Below are 16,503 nucleotides of genomic sequence, written 5' to 3' on the forward strand. Positions count from 1 at the left end.
CATTTACGCATTTATTCATTTGATAAATGAATTTGTTTTTTGGGCCGGATCACGATGCAATCCGGGGTTCCTCGGTTGATTCGCGCTTCACCTCGCCTTACCCCGCGTTCGATCCGTTTCCAATGGCTTCCGGCGTTTCCACATGCCGGGCCGTGCTTTCGAGAGTGTTCGACATGACTGGCTTCAACTGGCAAAACCCTTACCCGACGCCGCGTCTGCCTGTGTTCGCGCGCAACATCGTTTCGACTTCGCATCCGCTCGCGGCGCAAGCCGGCCTGCGCATGCTGTGGAAAGGCGGGAATGCCGTCGATGCGGCGATCGCGGCCGCCGCGGCCATCACCGTGGTCGAGCCGGTCTCGTGCGGGCTGGGTGGCGACGCGTTCGCGCTGGTGTGGGACGGCAAGAAGCTGCATGGCCTGAATGCGTCGGGCGTCTCGCCGGCGGCGTGGAACGTCGACTATTTCAAGCGCAAGTACGGCGAGGAAAACGGTCTCGCGAAGCAGCCGAAACGCGGCTGGGACGCGGTGACGGTGCCCGGCGTGATCGCAGGTTGGGAAGCGCTGCATCAGAAATTCGGCACGCTGCCGTTCGCGGACCTGATGGAGCCGGCCATTGAAATCGCCGAGCGCGGTCACGCGGTGGCGAGCATCGTCGCTTATAAGTGGGCGGCTGCCGTGCCGGAACTGAAGGATCTGCCGGGCTTTGCGCAAACCTTCATGCCGCGCGGCCGCGCGCCGGAAGTGAGCGAACTGGTGCGCTTCCCCGGCCACGCGAAGACGCTGCGCAAGCTCGCCGAGCAAGGCCCGCGTGCGTACTACGAAGGCGAGATCGCTGAACGGATCGCCGCGTTCGCCCGCGAAGGCGGCGGCGCGCTGACGCTCGACGATCTCCGCAATTACAAAGCGGATTGGGTCGAGCCGATCGGCAAGGATTATCGCGGCTACACGGTGCACGAAATTCCGCCGAACGGGCAGGGCATCGCGGCGCTGATCGCGCTGGGCATCCTCGAAAAATTCGATGTGAAGGAACTGGCGGTCGACAACGTCGAGTCGCAGCACTTGCAGATCGAAGCGATGAAGCTGGCCTTCGCCGACGTCTACCGCTATGTGGCCGATCCGCGCTCCATGGAAGTCACGCCGGAGCAGATGCTCGACGACGCGTACCTCACCTCGCGCGCCAAACTGATCGATCACAAGCGCGCCACGCAGTTCGACTTCGGCATGCCGAAGGCCGGCGGGACCATCTACATGTCGGTGGCTGACGAGCGCGGCATGATGGTCAGCTTCATCCAGTCGAACTACATGGGCTTCGGCTCGGGCATCGTGGTGCCGGATAGCGGCATCGCCATGCAGAACCGTGGCTGCGGATTCTCGATGGACCCGAAGTCGCCGAACGTGGTGGAAGGCGGCAAGCGGCCGTTCCACACGATCATCCCGTCGTTCCTCACGCAGCAGGTGGACGGCCGGCAGGAAGCGGTGATGAGCTTCGGCGTGATGGGCGGCGACATGCAGCCGCAAGGCCACCTGCAATCCATCGTGCGGATGCTCGACTACGGTCAGCAGCCGCAGGCCGCGTGCGACGCGCCGCGCTGGAAGGTCAATCGCGACTTCACGATCGACATCGAATCGACGCTCGATCCAAAAACCGCCGAGGCCTTGCAGAAGCTCGGCCACACGATCAAGTCAGTCGACGATCCGTATATGGACTTCGGCTCCGGCCAATACATCTGGAAGCTCGATCGCAACGATCCGGATCGTGGCTATGTCGCGGCGAGCGATAGCCGCCGTGACGGGTTGGCCGCGGGGTTCTAAGCAGGCATCCATGCGCGAGGCAGGGCGCCGCTCGAAACGGCGCTTCGCTGCGTGCGCAGGCGATGCCTTAGCGCGCGTTCCGCTGCACGCTAAAGGCCCGCGCAAATCAAATACACCGGTTGCCGGCGTTGTCTCTCGCACGCCAGGCATCTGGCATCCGGCATCGAGTATCAGACAGAGTAGGAGACATCATGCAGACCCACGCGTCGCCTTCGGCGACAGCTTCCCCTCATTCCGCACCCGCGCCGCTTTCCAAAGCGATGGTGCGGCGGATCGTGTTTTCGTCGTCGGTCGGCAATGCGCTCGAGTGGTTCGATTTTCTGGTCTACGGCTACTTCGCGACCATCATCGCCAAACAGTTTTTCCCGATGCAGGACGAGTGGCTCTCCACGCTGCTCGCTATCGCCACCTTCGGCATCTCGTTTCTGATGCGGCCGCTGGGCGCGGTCGTGCTGGGCGTCTACGGCGACCGCAAGGGCCGCAAGGCGGCACTGACGTTCGCCATCGCGCTGATGATGGTCGGCACTTTCACGATGGCGGTGATGCCGCCGTATGCATCGATCGGTATCGCGGCGCCAATTCTGATTCTGCTCGCGCGGCTCGTGCAAGGATTCGCGGTGGGCGGTGAGTTCGGCAGCGCGACGGCGTTCATGGTCGAGCATAGCGCGTCGCGCCGCGGCTATTACGCGAGTTGGCAGTTCGCGAGCCAGGGGCTTGCCGCGATTACGGCCGCCGCGTTCGGCTCGTTGCTGACCGCATGGATGCCGCCCGCGCAACTGAACGACTGGGGCTGGCGCCTGCCGTTCGTGTTCGGTTTGCTGGTCGGCCCGGTGGGCTATTACATCCGTTCGCATCTCGACGAGACGCCGGAGTTCCTCGCGCTGCGCGAGGCGCGCGAAGCGGCCGGCGCTCGCTCGACGGCAAACGCGGAGAAGGACGCGTCGTTCGCGAGCCAGTGGGTCAACCTGCTGCTCGCGATCGGCATCGTCGCGCAATCCACTGTGGGCGTCTATGTGCTGCAGCTCTACATGCCGATGTACGCCGTCAAGCAATTGCACATGCCGGCGGCGGCATCGTTCGGCGTGGTGGTGCTCAACGGCGGCCTGCAGTTCCTGCTCTCGCCGGTGATGGGCGCGTTGTCCGATCGCATCGGCCGGATTCGCATCATGCTGACCACCTCGATTCTGATGGGCACGCTGATCTATCCGATGTTCGCGCTGCTGCAGTCTCATCCGACCGTCGGCTGGCTGCTCGTGTTGCAGGGCACGGCGGGAATTTTCAAGGCCGCTTATTCCGGACCGATGCCCGCGCTAATGTCCGAAATCTTTCCGACGCAGGTGCGCTCGACCGGTCTTTCAATCGGTTACAGCATCGGCGTGACGATCTTCGGCGGCTTCGCGCCCACTATCGTCGAAACGTTCATTCATTTGACCGGCGACAAACTTGCGCCAAGTTATTACGTGCTGATTGCCGCGCTGCTGTCGGGCCTCTCGCTCGTGGTCGTGGCGTGGCGCATGCGCCGCGTGCGTCTGACGCGAGGCGTTCAGATGGCCTGAGCGCAGGCCTTGCGCCGTTGAATCAAAGCGCCGCTATGCCCGTCCAACCTGACTGACGAGCGATCGTCGCAAACTCAAGCCAGCTCTTCAGCTGGCTTTTTTTACGCGCCGCGCGATGCGCTTTTGTCCGGTCGAATGATTCGACTACCGCGCCATTGGAACTGCGGCGCCTCGGCATGGTCTGTGCTCTGTTATCTGCAGAGTTGCGAAACACCGACTAAGATGCAGGATACAAGGGGTTAACTCTAATTCAAGGCGCTGTATCAGACACGGCGGACCGGCCCGGCCGAGAGCGGGCGGTCGCGAGCATGCTCCGCGAGTCGATACAGCTTTCGGAGCAAGACACGATGCATACAGAGCTGAACCATGTCATGCCCTGGCGGATCGAGGACATCGACCTCACCCGCATTGATCGGCAAAAGGCCGTCGCTAACGAAGACTTGCTGCTGCTGCTGTGCGCGTCTTCGTTTATCGAAAGCGGCTCCGATCTGTACACCAGCAATCTGAGCACTTTCTTTAACGGCGATCCTGAGGTCTCGGCCTGGCTCAACCAGGAGTGGGAGCCGGAAGAGCTACAGCACGGTCGCGCGCTCAAGACGTATATCGCTTACGTGTGGCCCGAATTCGACTGGGACACGGCATTTCGTAATTTCATGGAAGAGTATTCGCTGACCTGCTCAGTGGAGGACTTTGAAAAGACCCGCGCGCTCGAGATGGTCGCGCGCTGCGTGGTGGAAACCGGCACCGCGACCTTGTATCGCGCGATCGGCGAATGCTCGGACGAGCCCGTGCTCAAGCAGATCACCGACAACATCCGCACCGACGAAGTGCGTCACTACAAGCACTTTTTCAAGTACTTCAAGAAGTACAACAAGATCGAAGGCAACGGCCGGCTGGCTGTGCTCGGCGCTCTCATGCGCCGCGTCATGGAAATCAAGAACGAAGACTCGGAAATCGCCTTGCGGCACGTCTTCGCGACTCGTTATCCGGAGCGCGTGCACGACTCGACCTACAACCGCGCGCGCGCGGCGCGCATCAATGCGCTGGTGCGGCGCAATCTGTCGGCCGACATGTGCGTGAAGATGCTGCTCAAGCCGCTCAATCTGCCGGCGCGCATCCAGCCGGGCGTGCATTACCCGCTCGCCAAGATCACGCAGCACGTGTTCTTTCGCTAATCGCCTGGCGTAAATCACCGGCGTTGCAAATGGCCCGCTTAGGCGGGCCATTTGCTTTTCAAGGCATGATGCAGACTGGCTCACTTATCATCCCATCGACACCATGAGCGATTCCTCAACACCCGAACGTCCAGTCGAACAGAACGTGTTCGATGAATGGCCCGATGCCGTGCGCGCCTTGTTCGACGGTTCGTCGCTCGCGGGCAAGACGGGTTTCACCGCGTCGCTGCTGAGCGTCGATACGAATGGCCACGTGCGCACGTCGCTGCTTGGCATCGGCGAGTTGTACGCGCCTGATTCGCGCACGTTGTGCATCGCGCTGTGGCCCCAAGCGAGGGCGACGCGCGCCATCGCGCAGAGCGGACGGGCGGCGCTCACCTTTGTCTGCGATGAGGCGTTCTATCAGGTGCAGTTGCTCATGACGCCGCTAGCGAGCGTCGCGGGCGATGAGAGCGGGCTTGTCTATCTGCACGGCTCGATCGACACGGCCGAGGCGCAAAGCGTCCGTTATGCGCGCCTGACGAGCGGCATTACGTTCGAACTGGAAGGGGACCGAGAGGCGGTACTCGATCGATGGGAACAGCAGATCGAGCACCTGAAGCAAGCGGCTGCCGCGGCGGGCCGCTAGTCCTCGATGCGAGGACAACGGCCATAGATGGGTGAGCGGCGTGCTGCCGTCCGCCGTCCTTGGTGCAAGGACAACGGCCGGCGAGTGTGTGCCTTTAGGCCTGGCGGCTATGTTGCCTGCTGCCGCCGGCCCGTCGTGCTTAGCGCAACGACAGTGGCCCGCGAGCGTGGGCTGAGCCTCGAAGCTTAACGGCCGCGCTGACCGCTGCGCGTGGGCTGGCCACCGCGCGGCGCCTCGTTGCGCGGCTTGGCACCGCCCAGCAACGCACCCGGATTGCCGCCTTGCGGTTTCGCGGCTTGCGGCTTGCGCGGCGCATGCTGCGCGGCGCTGCCCTCATGCGCGACGGCGCGCGGCCGGTCGTCGTGACGCTGACCGTCGCGACGCGGCTGGCCGCCATTGCCGGCCGGCTTCGCACCATGCGGCTTCGGCTGCTGTTGACCGTTCGCCGGGCGTTGACCCGAGCGCTGCGCCGGCTTCGCGGAACCCGCGCCATCACGTTTCGGTGCGCCTTGACCCTGACGCGGCGAACGACCACCACCACCGCCGCCGCCACCTTGGCCGCGACGCAGGATCGGTTCCGGCTTCGCAGTCGGGTCCGGTTCGAAACCGGCGATCACTTCCTGCGGCACCGGGCGCTTGATCAGCTTCTCGATGTCCTTCAACAACTGCAGTTCGTCGACGCACACCAGCGAGATCGCTTCGCCCGTCGCGCCCGCGCGGCCCGTGCGACCGATGCGGTGCACGTAGTCTTCCGGCACGTTCGGCAGATCGTAGTTAACCACGTGCGGCAGTTGATCGATATCGATGCCGCGCGCCGCGATGTCGGTCGCGACCAGCACCTGCAGCGTGCCGTCCTTGAACTCGGCGAGCGCGCGTGTGCGGGCCGACTGGCTCTTGTTGCCGTGAATTGCCAGGGCGCTGATGCTGTCCTTGGTCAGCTGTTCGGCAAGACGGTTGGCGCCGTGCTTGGTGCGCGTGAACACCAGCACCTGAAACCAGTTATGTTGCTTGATCAGATGCGTGAGCAGTTCGCGCTTTTTGTCGCGATCCACCGGGTGAATCTTCTGCGCGACCGTTTCCGCCGTCGTATTGCGGCGCGCGACTTCGATCAGCGCCGGCGAGTCGAGCAGGTTGTCGGCGAGCGTCTTGATCTCGTCGGAGAAGGTGGCGGAGAACAGCAGGTTCTGCCGCTTCGGCGGCAGCTTCGCCAGCACGCGTTTGATGTCGTGGATGAAGCCCATGTCGAGCATGCGGTCGGCTTCGTCGAGCACGAGAATCTCGAGATGCGACAGGTCGATGGTCTTCTGCTGCATGTGATCGAGCAAACGGCCCGGCGTCGCGACGACGATATCCACGCCGCTGCGCAGTGCGCCGATCTGCGGATTGATGCCGACGCCGCCGAACATCACCGTCGACTTGAGTTTCAGATACTTGCCGTACGCGCGCACGCTTTCTTCGACCTGCGCGGCCAGTTCACGCGTGGGCGTGAGAATCAGCGCGCGCACCGCGCGCTTGCCCGAGCCGGTCGTAACGGCGGGCATGGTGTTCAGGCGTTGCAGGATCGGCAACGTAAAGCCGGCAGTCTTGCCGGTGCCGGTTTGCGCGCCGGCCAGCAGATCGCCGCCGTTGAGCACGGCGGGAATCGCTTGCGTCTGGATCGGAGTCGGGGTGGTGTAGCCGAGTTCGTGTACAGCGCGGACCAACGGTTCGGACAAGCCGAGGGAATCAAAAGACATAAAAGATCTTTGCAATGCAGTTTCGCGGACGGACACACCTGAGTTCAGGCAGGCATGAACGCGGCATGAACACACCGGCATGGCGTGTTCGAGGCCGAAGCCCAGTTCCGTTCGCAGAGAAATCGGCGGCACGCGCGCAAACGCGTGCCGAATGCTTCAACGCGCTATGCAGACACGTTGACTGGCCTTAAGTTGCATTTCGCCGCCGTGGGGTGTCATGCGACGTAGCGCGCGACACTGACGAATTGACACAGACTGCCCGCCAGTACGAACAGGTGCCAGATACCATGTCCATGCCGGATGCGCTCGTCGTTGATGAAGAAGTAGATGCCGACGCTATAGATGACCCCGCCGGCCACGAGCCAGGCGGTACCCGCTGCCGGTAAGGCTTCAACCAGCGGGCGGACGGCAACGAGCGCGAGCCATCCCATCAGGACATACAGCACCATCGAAACGCTGCGGGTGCGTCGCCCCAGCGTCAATTCCTGCACGATGCCGAGAGCGGCAAGCCCCCAGCTTACGCCGAATAGCGACCAGCCCCACGGTCCGCGCAATGTGACGAGCGTGAACGGAGTGTAGCTGCCGGCGATCAGCAGGTAGATCGCCGAATGGTCGCATTTCTGCAGAACCGCCTTCGCGCGCGGATTGCGCACGCTGTGGTAAAGCGTCGAGATAGCATACAGCACGAACAGCATCGCACCGTACACGCTGAAGCTGACCACCTTGTACGCGTCGCCGTCGAGCGCGCCCATCGTCACGAGCGTTGCAAGACCCGCCACCGACAGTACGGCGCCGACGAGGTGGGTAATGCTGTTGAAACGCTCCCCGGCATGCACGATTCTTTATCTCCTGCCCAGTTTCATAAGCGCTCCCGGATCTGTCGCTGCGCGCCGACCCCGCAGGGTGAGAAAACTAGCAGCGGCCCGGCGTTTATCTCAGGGTAAATACTCCCCTATGATACCGGTCCTTCAAAAACGAAGGGCGCGGCCGCGAATTTCGCAGGCCGCGCCCCGGGTGCAACGAACGCTGCTTAGTCGAGCGGCGCCGAACGCAGATCGGACACTTGCTGCGGCGACACGGCCGTACCGTGGTTGCCCCAGGACATACGGATGTACGTCACAACCGCCGCGACTTCCTGATTCGACAGTGCTTGTGCGAACGGCGGCATGCCGTACGGATGCGGGTTGGCATCCGTGCTCGGCGGGTATCCGCCGTTCAGCACCATACGGATCGGGTTGACCGCCGACGGCATCTGAATCGACTGGTTGTTCGCGAGCGGCGGGAAGGCCGGCGGCATGCCGAGGCCATTTTCCGCATGGCACTTCGCGCAGTTGTCAGCGTAGATCTTCTGACCTTGCTTCAGCAGTTCGCCGCCGAACTTTTCAGACGTTTCGAGCTGCAGCGACTCAGGCGCTTCGCTCTTCTGCGGAATCGTCTTCAGGTACGTGGCCATCGCGTTGATGTCCGCGTCCGACATGTACTGCAGGCTGTTGTGAACCACTTCGGCCATCGGACCGAACACCGCGCCGCGGTTCGACACGCCGGTCTTCAGCAGATCGGCGATGTCTTTGGTTTCCCAGTCGCCGAGGCCGGCTTCCTTGTTCGACGTGAGCGACGGTGCATACCAGTTCTGCAGCGGGATCAGGCCGCCGGCAAATGCCGCCGAACTCACCGGGCCGCCCATGGCGTTGATCGACGTGTGGCACATGCCGCAGTGGCCGAGACCTTCGATCAGGTACGCACCACGGTTCCATTCGACCGACTTGGTCGGATCCGGCTTGTACTCGCCCTCACGGAAGAACAGCGTGCGCCAGCCGATCAGCATGTTGCGCTGGTTGAACGGGAATTTCAGTTCATGCGGACGGCTCGGCACGTTGACCGGCGCGACCGAACGCAGGTATGCGTAGATCGCGTCCGAGTCGGCGCGCGTGACCTTCGTGTAGCTGGTGAACGGGAAGCCCGGATACAGCAGGCTGCCGTCTTTCGAACGGCCGGTGTGCATGGCGCGATAGAAGTCGTCCTGCGTCCACTTTCCGATACCGTACTGGTCGTCAGGCGTGATGTTCGGCGTGAACATCGTGCCGAACGGCGTGGCCATGGGCAGACCGCCGGCGAACTGCTTCCCGCCGCGCACTGTGTGGCAGGCGATACAGTCGCCGGCGCGGGCGAGATACTCGCCTTGCTTGATCAGCGCGGCCTGGTCGGCGGGCGTTGCCGCCATGGCCGTGCCGTTATGCAGATGGTCGCCGCCCGACCACAGGACGGGAACGAGTGCGGCAGCCGCAACGACGACGACTGCCGAGAGGGCGAACAAAGACTTGCGTTTCATTTGAGTGTCTCTCCCGGTGCCTTATTGCGGTTCGCTGCCGCAGGCAAGCGGAGTCTTCATCGAGCGGGCTGGAGCCGGCACGGGGTTTTGTGGGGCCTGCTGCGTGGAAAGCCAGGCGGCAACGGCGTTCACGTCTTCGTCGGTCAGACGCGTGGCGATGGTGTGCATGCAATCAGGCGCGATGGCATGGCGCGAGCCCGAGCGCCACGCGCCGAGCTGCGCGCTGATGTAGTCCGAATGCAAGCCGACCAGACCCGGGATAGCGGGTTGCATACCGGTCAGCGTCTTGCCGTGGCAGGCCGCACAAGCCGGAATCTGCTTCGACGCGTCGCCGTTCAGCACGATCTGCTGGCCGCGCGCGAGCGTGCTCGACGATACCGTCGGCTTGGCCGGCGGCGGATACGGAGGACGCTGTTGCGAGAAATACGTGGCGATCTGATGAAGGTAGTCGTCCGAGAGATACGTGACGAGGTAGTTCATGGGCGGGTACTTGCGGCGCCCTTCGCGGAAATTCTGTAGCTGGTTGTACAGGTAGTCGGCAGGCTTGCCCGCGAGGCGAGGGAAGTAGTCGTTGTCCGTACCTTGGCCATGTGTGCCGTGGCAGGCCGTACAGCCTTGCACGCGCGCTTCCATCGTATCGGGGGCTTTCGGCTGAGTCTGCGCTTTCGCAGCGCTATAAACGCCCGCGGAGCCGATCAGCAGAAGGGCGAGCAACGGGCGGAAAATGCGTCTTGAAGACACGCGTAACTCCATCAAAATCGGGGACCTGACCGAACTTCGAGCGGCTCGGTGTGAAGGGCAGCCGGCGCTGCGGCGACGCAGCATTCTATCATCGAAGGGTGATGATGACTATTTGGCACATTAGAGAAGGTTCCGGCTGTCACAGCCATGCGACAGTTTGACGCGCACAGGCGTTTCACGCTGCCTAACTGTTATCCCAAATTTGTCTGCGCGATCAAGGTTGCAAGGCCTGGCCGCGCACGAACTATCCATAAACCAGGTTGAACCGACGCCCGCGCGAACCATCGAAGCGTACACTTCCGGGCGCGCCGGACCTTGTCCGGTCTCGACGCGCCTGGGTCCGACGCCCACCGTTTTCCTGATCATCCGCTATCGGCCTTAAATGAAGCTACTTAATTTTTCCCGTCCGGCGTCGCGAGCGTCGATGCTCGGCGCCGCGGCGCTGCTTGTGACGTCCTTGGCATTCGCCCATGCGCATCTGAGCTCGAGCGAGCCGGCGGCCAACGCCGAAGTCGCCGCGCCCTCCGAAGTGACGATCCATTTCACCGAGCCGCTTGAACCGGCTTTCAGCAAGATCGCGCTTGCCGACACCAGCGGCAAGGCGGCCGTGGCAACTGAGTCGCAGGTCGACAAGGACGACGCCAAGGTCATGCATCTGCCGCTGCCGCAGTTGAGCGCCGGACGCTATGCCGTGCACTGGATCGCGGTAGCCACGGACGGCCACCGTACCCAAGGCGACTTTGCGTTTATCGTCAAATGAGCATCGACGGACTCTGGATCGGGCAGGTCGCCATGGCCGCGCTCATGAACGTCGCGTTTGCGTTTGCCGTCGGTTCGGCGTTGCTCGGCGCGTGGCTCGCGAAGGACGCCCAGCAGAAAATCTCGCCCGCGCGCCCCGCCTGGTTGCGCGCGCAACGTTCGATGCTGACGGCCACCGTCGTGCTGGTGCTCGCCGACCTCGGCTGGTTGCTGTACCAGGCGGCGTCGATGAGCGGTGTCGGGTTGCCGGCCGCCATCGGCGTGGTGCCCACGGTGCTGACGCAAACTCACGTCGGTTATGGTTGGAGCCTTGCGTTCGCCGGCGCGCTGGTGCTGCTCGGCACGGCCATGGCCAGTCATACGGGCATGCTGCGCAATGCGCTCCTGTGGCTCGCGGTGGTCGCGATCGCCGCCGGCAAGGCGTCGCTCGGTCACGCGGCGGATGCCGGCCCGGCCTCGGCTGCGATCGCCATGCAAACGCTGCACGTGCTCGTTACCAGCGTGTGGGGCGGTCTGGCGATGGCCGCAGGGCTCGCGGTGCTGCCGGCACTCGGCACCTCGACTGCACGCGGCATGTTGATCCGCACCGCGATTCAGGTGTCGAACGTCTCGGTGGTGGCGGTTGCGCTCGTGCTGCTCTCCGGCGTCTTCAACGCGGTGCGAGGTTCCGGCGGCTCGTTCGAGGCGATCGAACTCAGCACGTGGGGCCATGTGCTGATGCTCAAGCTTGCGCTGGTCGGGCTCGCGCTCGTGCTCGGCGGACTCAACCGCTTTCTGGCGCTGCCGCGCCTGCGCCGCACGGCCTCGACAATGGACGCCCACACCTTCGCCAACGTGCTGTATCTGGAAGCGCTGGCGATGATCGGCGTGTTCGCCGCGGCGGCCGCGTTGTCGCATAGCGTGCCTGCGTTCGCCGCGCTCGGCTGACACCGTAGCGCGAGCTCATCTGCAAGGCGGGCTAGCAGGTGGCACCTGAACAGCAACCGCGTCCTTAAGGATTCAGGTCCGCAACGTCTCGCAAGCGCGACATCGGCCGCATAAAAAAGCGCCGCACGGCCAAAGCGTGCGGCGCAATACACACGGTCGCCTGGCGGTGGCCAGCAATCCGTTACTGCACTTTTGAAGCGGCGAGTACGTGGCTCGTCCGCTCCAGGGTTTCCTCCGGAAACATCTCCTGCTGTAACTCGCCGGTCTCGCTGAACCACTGGCAGATCAGCCAGTTACCTGATGCGAATAGCACCCGGCCGCTCCAGGTGACGGTCATCGGACGGCCGCCTGACTTGAGTTTCAGGACGTCGCCCGCGCGAAAGGTGGGTTTTGGCCGCCTCATGAGCCGCCTGGCCAATTGCATGGCGAGGCTCCGCTTATTCGAGACCGAGCCGATGGCCGAGAATCGGCGCGCAAAAGAGGGCGATGGCGCAGCCCGCGGCTTTGCCTTCCAATTCGGCGCCCGCGGCGCGCGAGCCGTACATATGCGTCAGCAGATCGAACAGTTGCGGCAGGCAGTACACGATCGCGGCGCCGATGAAGCATTTCTCGACGACCGAGATGCGCCAGCCGCGTTCGAATGCGAGTGCCGCGCCGATGATGCGCAGCACGCCGAACGCCACCAACGCGCCGACGGCGGCCTGTTCGCGGAGCAGATAGTCTGGCAGGAATTCGCCCATGATTTCCCCGATGCATTTGTCGTTTGAATGCATTTGAGCAAAGAGCGGGCCATGTGTATGTGTGGTGTCGAACGGATGGCGTGACAGCCTTTCTGGATAAGGCTTTGCGGGAATTCGAGCGGGTTTGGGAAGGGCGCGGAAAACGCCTGCTCGGATGGGTTCGGTCCGGGATGTTACGTTACTGCGACGGCCCACGCGTCACGTCACCGTAACGCGGGCCGCATCGGCGGAGCGGCCGCCGACGCAAACAAAAACGCCGCCCACGGGCGGCGCTCCTTTACGCGATTACCATTCGGCGACGCTGCCATCCTCATGGCGCCACACCGGATTGCGCCAGCGATGGCCGACTTTGGCCATCTCCCGCACTTTCTCTTCGTTGACCTCGATGCCGAGCCCCGGGCCTTGCGGAATCGACACGAAGCCGTCTTCGTATTTGAAGACTTCCGGGTTCCTGATGTAGTCGAGCAGATCGTTGCCCTGGTTGTAGTGGATGCCGAGGCTCTGTTCCTGGATGAACGCGTTGTAGCTCACCGCATCGATCTGCAGACACGTCGCCAGAGCGATCGGCCCGAGCGGGCAATGCAGCGCGAGCGCGACGTCGTAGGCTTCCGCCATCGACGCGATCTTGCGGCACTCGGTAATGCCGCCCGCGTGCGATGCGTCCGGCTGAATGATGTCGACGTAGCCGCCCGACAGAATGTGCTTGAAGTCCCAGCGCGAGTAAAGACGCTCGCCCAGCGCGATCGGCGTGTTGGTCTGATTGACGATGTCGCGCAACGCTTCGGCGTTCTCCGACAGCACCGGCTCTTCGATGAAGAGCAGCTTGTACGGGTCGAGTTCTTTCGCCAGTACCTTGGCCATCGGCTTGTGCACGCGGCCATGGAAATCCACGCCGATGCCGATGTTCGGTCCGACTGCCTCGCGCACGGCCGCGACGTTGTTGATGACGCCTTGCACCTTGTCGAAGGTGTCGATGATCTGCAACTCTTCCGAGCCGTTCATCTTCACCGCCTTGAAGCCGCGTTCGACCACGGCGCGCGCGTTGTTGGCCACGTCGCTCGGACGGTCGCCGCCGATCCACGAATACACCTTGATCTTGTCGCGCACCTGGCCGCCGAGCAGCGCATGAACCGGCACGCCATGGTGCTTGCCCTTGATGTCCCACAACGCCTGGTCGACGCCGGCGATCGCGCTCATGGTGATCGGGCCGCCGCGATAGAAGCCCGAGCGGTACATCACTTGCCAATGGTCTTCGATCAGAAGCGGGTCTTTGCCGACCAGATAGTCGGACAGTTCTTCAACCGCAGCCGCCACCGTATGCGCGCGACCTTCGACTACCGGTTCGCCCCAGCCGACGATGCCTTCGTCGGTTTCGATTTTCAGGAAGCACCAGCGCGGCGGAACGATGAAGGTTTCGAGCTTGGTGATTTTCATGGTGTGCGTCTCCTTTGTCGGCTGGAGTTAGTGCTTTTGCGCTCACTCCGGCCCCATGCGAAGCATCGGCCTTAGGCGTCTGCGAACTATTTCGAGGATTCACATGCTACATCAAAATCGCATTTAAATACTATTAATAGTACTATTGGCCAGATAGTGGTGAGACCTGCATCCGGCACGGCATTGTCGAAGCGGTGATCTCACGGCTGAGATGAGATGCCGGATAATCGCGCTCGTTCCGGCCTCGGTTCCCGTATCAATAGCGCTGCAAGGCCGCTAGGAGAAAGCTATTCAGCACGATCTGCATGGGCGTGTCGCCCATCGGCTGGCGACCGCGATTCTGCGCGGCGACTACGCGCCTGATTCGATCCTGCCGCGCGAAGCGGAGTTGATGGAGGCGTTCGGCGTGAGTCGCACGGTGTTGCGCGAGGCGTTGCGCACGTTGACTTCGAAAGGCTTGATCGAATCGCGTCCGCGCGTGGGGACGCGCGTGCGGCCGAAACGCGCGTGGAATCTGCTTGATGTGGACGTGCTCGACTGGTACTCGCGGGTCGCCGAGCCGATGGCGTTCGCGCTCAACCTGCAGGAAATGCGCGAGATGATCGAGCCGTATGCCGCGAGTCTGGCGGCGGCTTCGCATACGGACGACACCTTCCAAGCGCTGGCGGCGTCCCATGAAGCGATGGTGGCGGCGCGCAATGTCGACGAATGGGTGCGAGCCGATCTGCAGTTTCATTTGAGCGTGTTGACCGCGTGCAGCAATGAATTGCTGATTCCGCTCGGCACGCTGATCGAGCGCACGCTCGAAGCGCAACTGCGTCTGAATGCAAAACGCGCGGAGGTGTTCAACGCGTCGCTGGCCGAACATACGGCGGTGTTCGAAGCGATTCGCGATCGCGACGCCGTGGCAGCGCGTACGGCGATGGCGGCACTGCTGGGTGTGACGCGCGGGCGGATCGAAGGTTAGTCACGGGCGCGGCGCGCGGCCCATTGCGACGGCGACTAACCGGGTCAGCGCCGTGTCTCAATCCATCGCGGCATGCGCCACCGACGCTTCCGCTGCCTTATGCGCGGGGCGGATCAATAGCAGAAGCGGAATAACCAGCAGCGTCGCCATGAACATCAGTTTGAAGTCGTTCAGATACGCGATCATCGACGCCTGCTGGGTGATCGACGCGTTCAGTGCGGCCATGTCGTAATTCGAGCCGTTGTTGAGCATCGGCTGGACGGCGGGATTGAAGGGCGTGATGTTGGCCGCGAGGTCCGCATGCGAGACCTGCGTGTTGCGCGTCATCAGCGTTTGCACGATCGAAATGCCGATACTGCTGCCGATATTGCGCATCAGGCTGTACGTCGCGGTGCCATCCGCGCGCAGTTCCGGCGTGAGCGTCGAGAAGGTCAGCGCGCTCAGCGGCACGAACACGAGCCCGAGCCCGAAGCCCTGAATCACGCCGGGCCAGACAATGTCCGACGCCGACAGCACGATCGTGTACTGCATCATCTGCCAGAGCGCGAACGCCGAGATCAGAAAGCCGGCGAGCAGCAGAAGCCGTGCGTCGATCCGCTTCAGCAGGCGCCCGGCGAACAGCATGGCGACCATCGTGCCCGCGCCGCTCGGCGCAGTGACGAGGCCAGTGGTCGCGACCGGATAGTTCATCAGGTTCTGCAGCATGGGCGGCAGCAACGCGCGCGTCGCGTACATCACCGCGCCAATCACGAAGATGAAAAACGTCCCCGTGGCGAAGTTCGGGTCCTTCAGCAACTCGTATTTGAAAAACGATTTCTTGCCGACCGTGGCCGTGTGCACGAGGAAAAACGCAAAGCTGATGGCCGCGAGCAACGCCTCGATGACGATTTCGTTCGAGCCGAACCAGTCGAGTTGCTCGCCGCGATCGAGCATGGCCTGCAATGCGCCGATGGCGAGACCCAGCGTGGCGAAGCCAAACGCGTCGAACTTCGCATCGTGTTTCGGTTCGCGCGCGGGCAGGAAGGTCGCCACACCGAACAGCGCGAACGCGCCGATCGGCACGTTGATGAAAAACACCCAGCGCCAGTTGTAGCTGTCGGTGAGCCAGCCGCCGAGCGTCGGCCCGAGAATCGGTCCGACCATCACGCCCATGCCCCACACGGCCATGGCCTGCCCCTGCTTCTCGCGCGGGTTGATGTCGAGCAGGATGGATTGCGACAGCGGCACCAGCGACGCGCCGAAAATCCCTTGCAGCAAACGCGACGCGACGATCTGCGTGAGCGTCTCCGACAAACCGCACAGCGCCGACGACACCGTGAAGCCGCCAATCGCGAAGATCAGCAGACGCTTGACGCTCAGCCGGTCGGACAACCAGCCGGTGAGCGGCGTGGCGATCGCCGCGGCGACGATGTACGAGGTCAGTACCCACGTGATCTCATCCTGCGACGCGGACAGCGTGCCCTGCATGTGCGGCAGCGCCACGTTGGCGATCGTGCTGTCGAGCGTCTGGATCAACGTCGCCAGCATGATCGAGACGGTGATCATCGGGCGGTTGAGCGGCGCGGCGGCGCGGGCCGCCGGGGTGTCGGAGGACATGAAGGAGCGGGGTCGTCGATATAATAAGCATGCTTAGTATATCGACTGAGCACGTGCCTGCCATCGGGAATTATGCGGAGTCTGAATACGCCCGTTTCAACGCT

15 protein-coding genes are annotated in these 16,503 nt (G+C 63.1%); 7 read left to right on the forward strand and 8 right to left on the reverse strand.

Annotated features, from left to right (window positions below):
• Positions 1-173 precede the first annotated feature (173 nt).
• The 4 genes from ggt (at position 174) to B0G82_RS09195 (ending at position 5,170) form a co-directional block, all read left to right on the forward strand.
• Positions 174-1,811 (forward strand): gamma-glutamyltransferase, encoded by a 1,638-nt coding sequence (gene ggt / locus B0G82_RS09180; protein WP_116139203.1) that lies wholly within the window; start codon positions 174-176, stop codon positions 1,809-1,811.
• Between the two features lie 191 nt (positions 1,812-2,002).
• Entirely contained in the window at positions 2,003-3,367 is a 1,365-nt protein-coding gene (locus B0G82_RS09185; protein WP_121307199.1) for an MFS transporter, read from the forward strand.
• Positions 3,368-3,714: 347 nt separating this feature from the next.
• A complete protein-coding gene (locus B0G82_RS09190; RefSeq protein WP_106284131.1) occupies positions 3,715-4,542 on the forward strand; it encodes a ferritin-like domain-containing protein in 828 nt (275 codons plus the stop codon).
• A 103-nt stretch (positions 4,543-4,645) separates the two neighbouring features.
• Positions 4,646-5,170, forward strand: a complete 525-nt coding sequence (locus tag B0G82_RS09195; protein WP_121307200.1) for a hypothetical protein — start codon at positions 4,646-4,648, stop codon at positions 5,168-5,170.
• 185 nt (positions 5,171-5,355) lie between these two features.
• Here the strand turns inward: B0G82_RS09195 and B0G82_RS09200 are convergent, their stop codons facing one another.
• The 4 genes from B0G82_RS09200 to B0G82_RS09215 form a co-directional block, all read right to left on the reverse strand.
• Positions 5,356-6,906 carry a DEAD/DEAH box helicase gene (locus tag B0G82_RS09200; protein WP_121307201.1) on the reverse strand — a complete coding sequence of 517 codons (1,551 nt, stop codon included), beginning with the start codon at positions 6,904-6,906 and terminating at the stop codon, positions 5,356-5,358.
• Positions 6,907-7,121: 215 nt separating this feature from the next.
• The gene (locus B0G82_RS09205) at positions 7,122-7,742 is read right to left on the reverse strand and encodes a hemolysin III family protein (protein ID WP_116118242.1); all 621 of its coding nucleotides are present in this window, start codon (positions 7,740-7,742) and stop codon (positions 7,122-7,124) included.
• 194 nt (positions 7,743-7,936) lie between these two features.
• Entirely contained in the window at positions 7,937-9,235 is a 1,299-nt protein-coding gene (locus B0G82_RS09210; protein WP_121307202.1) for a cytochrome c, read from the reverse strand.
• Positions 9,236-9,256: 21 nt separating this feature from the next.
• Positions 9,257-9,988, reverse strand: coding sequence for a c-type cytochrome (locus B0G82_RS09215; RefSeq protein WP_012434267.1), 732 nt, complete (start codon positions 9,986-9,988; stop codon positions 9,257-9,259).
• A 370-nt stretch (positions 9,989-10,358) separates the two neighbouring features.
• On the opposite strand from B0G82_RS09215, the gene copC reads away from it, so the two are divergent.
• Positions 10,359-10,736, forward strand: a complete 378-nt coding sequence (copC, locus tag B0G82_RS09220) for a copper homeostasis periplasmic binding protein CopC (protein WP_121307203.1) — start codon at positions 10,359-10,361, stop codon at positions 10,734-10,736.
• Positions 10,733-11,662, forward strand: coding sequence for a CopD family protein (locus B0G82_RS09225; protein ID WP_121307204.1), 930 nt, complete (start codon positions 10,733-10,735; stop codon positions 11,660-11,662). Before copC ends, B0G82_RS09225 begins: the two co-directional genes overlap by 4 nt.
• Positions 11,663-11,843: 181 nt before the next feature.
• On the opposite strand, the gene B0G82_RS09230 is transcribed toward B0G82_RS09225, so the two are convergent.
• From B0G82_RS09230 to dgoD, 3 genes are all read right to left on the reverse strand, one after another.
• Positions 11,844-12,086 (reverse strand): YodC family protein, encoded by a 243-nt coding sequence (locus tag B0G82_RS09230; RefSeq protein WP_106284058.1) that lies wholly within the window; start codon positions 12,084-12,086, stop codon positions 11,844-11,846.
• Between the two features lie 13 nt (positions 12,087-12,099).
• Positions 12,100-12,402 (reverse strand): hypothetical protein, encoded by a 303-nt coding sequence (locus B0G82_RS09235; RefSeq protein WP_106284059.1) that lies wholly within the window; start codon positions 12,400-12,402, stop codon positions 12,100-12,102.
• Positions 12,403-12,687: 285 nt separating this feature from the next.
• Complete coding sequence (gene dgoD / locus B0G82_RS09240; protein ID WP_116118238.1) at positions 12,688-13,836, reverse strand: galactonate dehydratase; 1,149 nt, start codon at positions 13,834-13,836, stop codon at positions 12,688-12,690.
• A gap of 289 nt (positions 13,837-14,125) precedes the next feature.
• Here dgoD and B0G82_RS09245 point away from each other — a divergent pair, with 289 nt between their 5' ends.
• Positions 14,126-14,803 (forward strand): FadR/GntR family transcriptional regulator, encoded by a 678-nt coding sequence (locus B0G82_RS09245; RefSeq protein ID WP_121307205.1) that lies wholly within the window; start codon positions 14,126-14,128, stop codon positions 14,801-14,803.
• Between the two features lie 57 nt (positions 14,804-14,860).
• On the opposite strand, the gene B0G82_RS09250 is transcribed toward B0G82_RS09245, so the two are convergent.
• Entirely contained in the window at positions 14,861-16,399 is a 1,539-nt protein-coding gene (locus B0G82_RS09250; protein ID WP_121307206.1) for a DHA2 family efflux MFS transporter permease subunit, read from the reverse strand.
• Positions 16,400-16,503 lie beyond the last annotated feature (104 nt).

Source organism: Paraburkholderia sp. BL17N1, from assembly GCF_003634175.1.
Classification (GTDB): domain Bacteria; phylum Pseudomonadota; class Gammaproteobacteria; order Burkholderiales; family Burkholderiaceae; genus Paraburkholderia.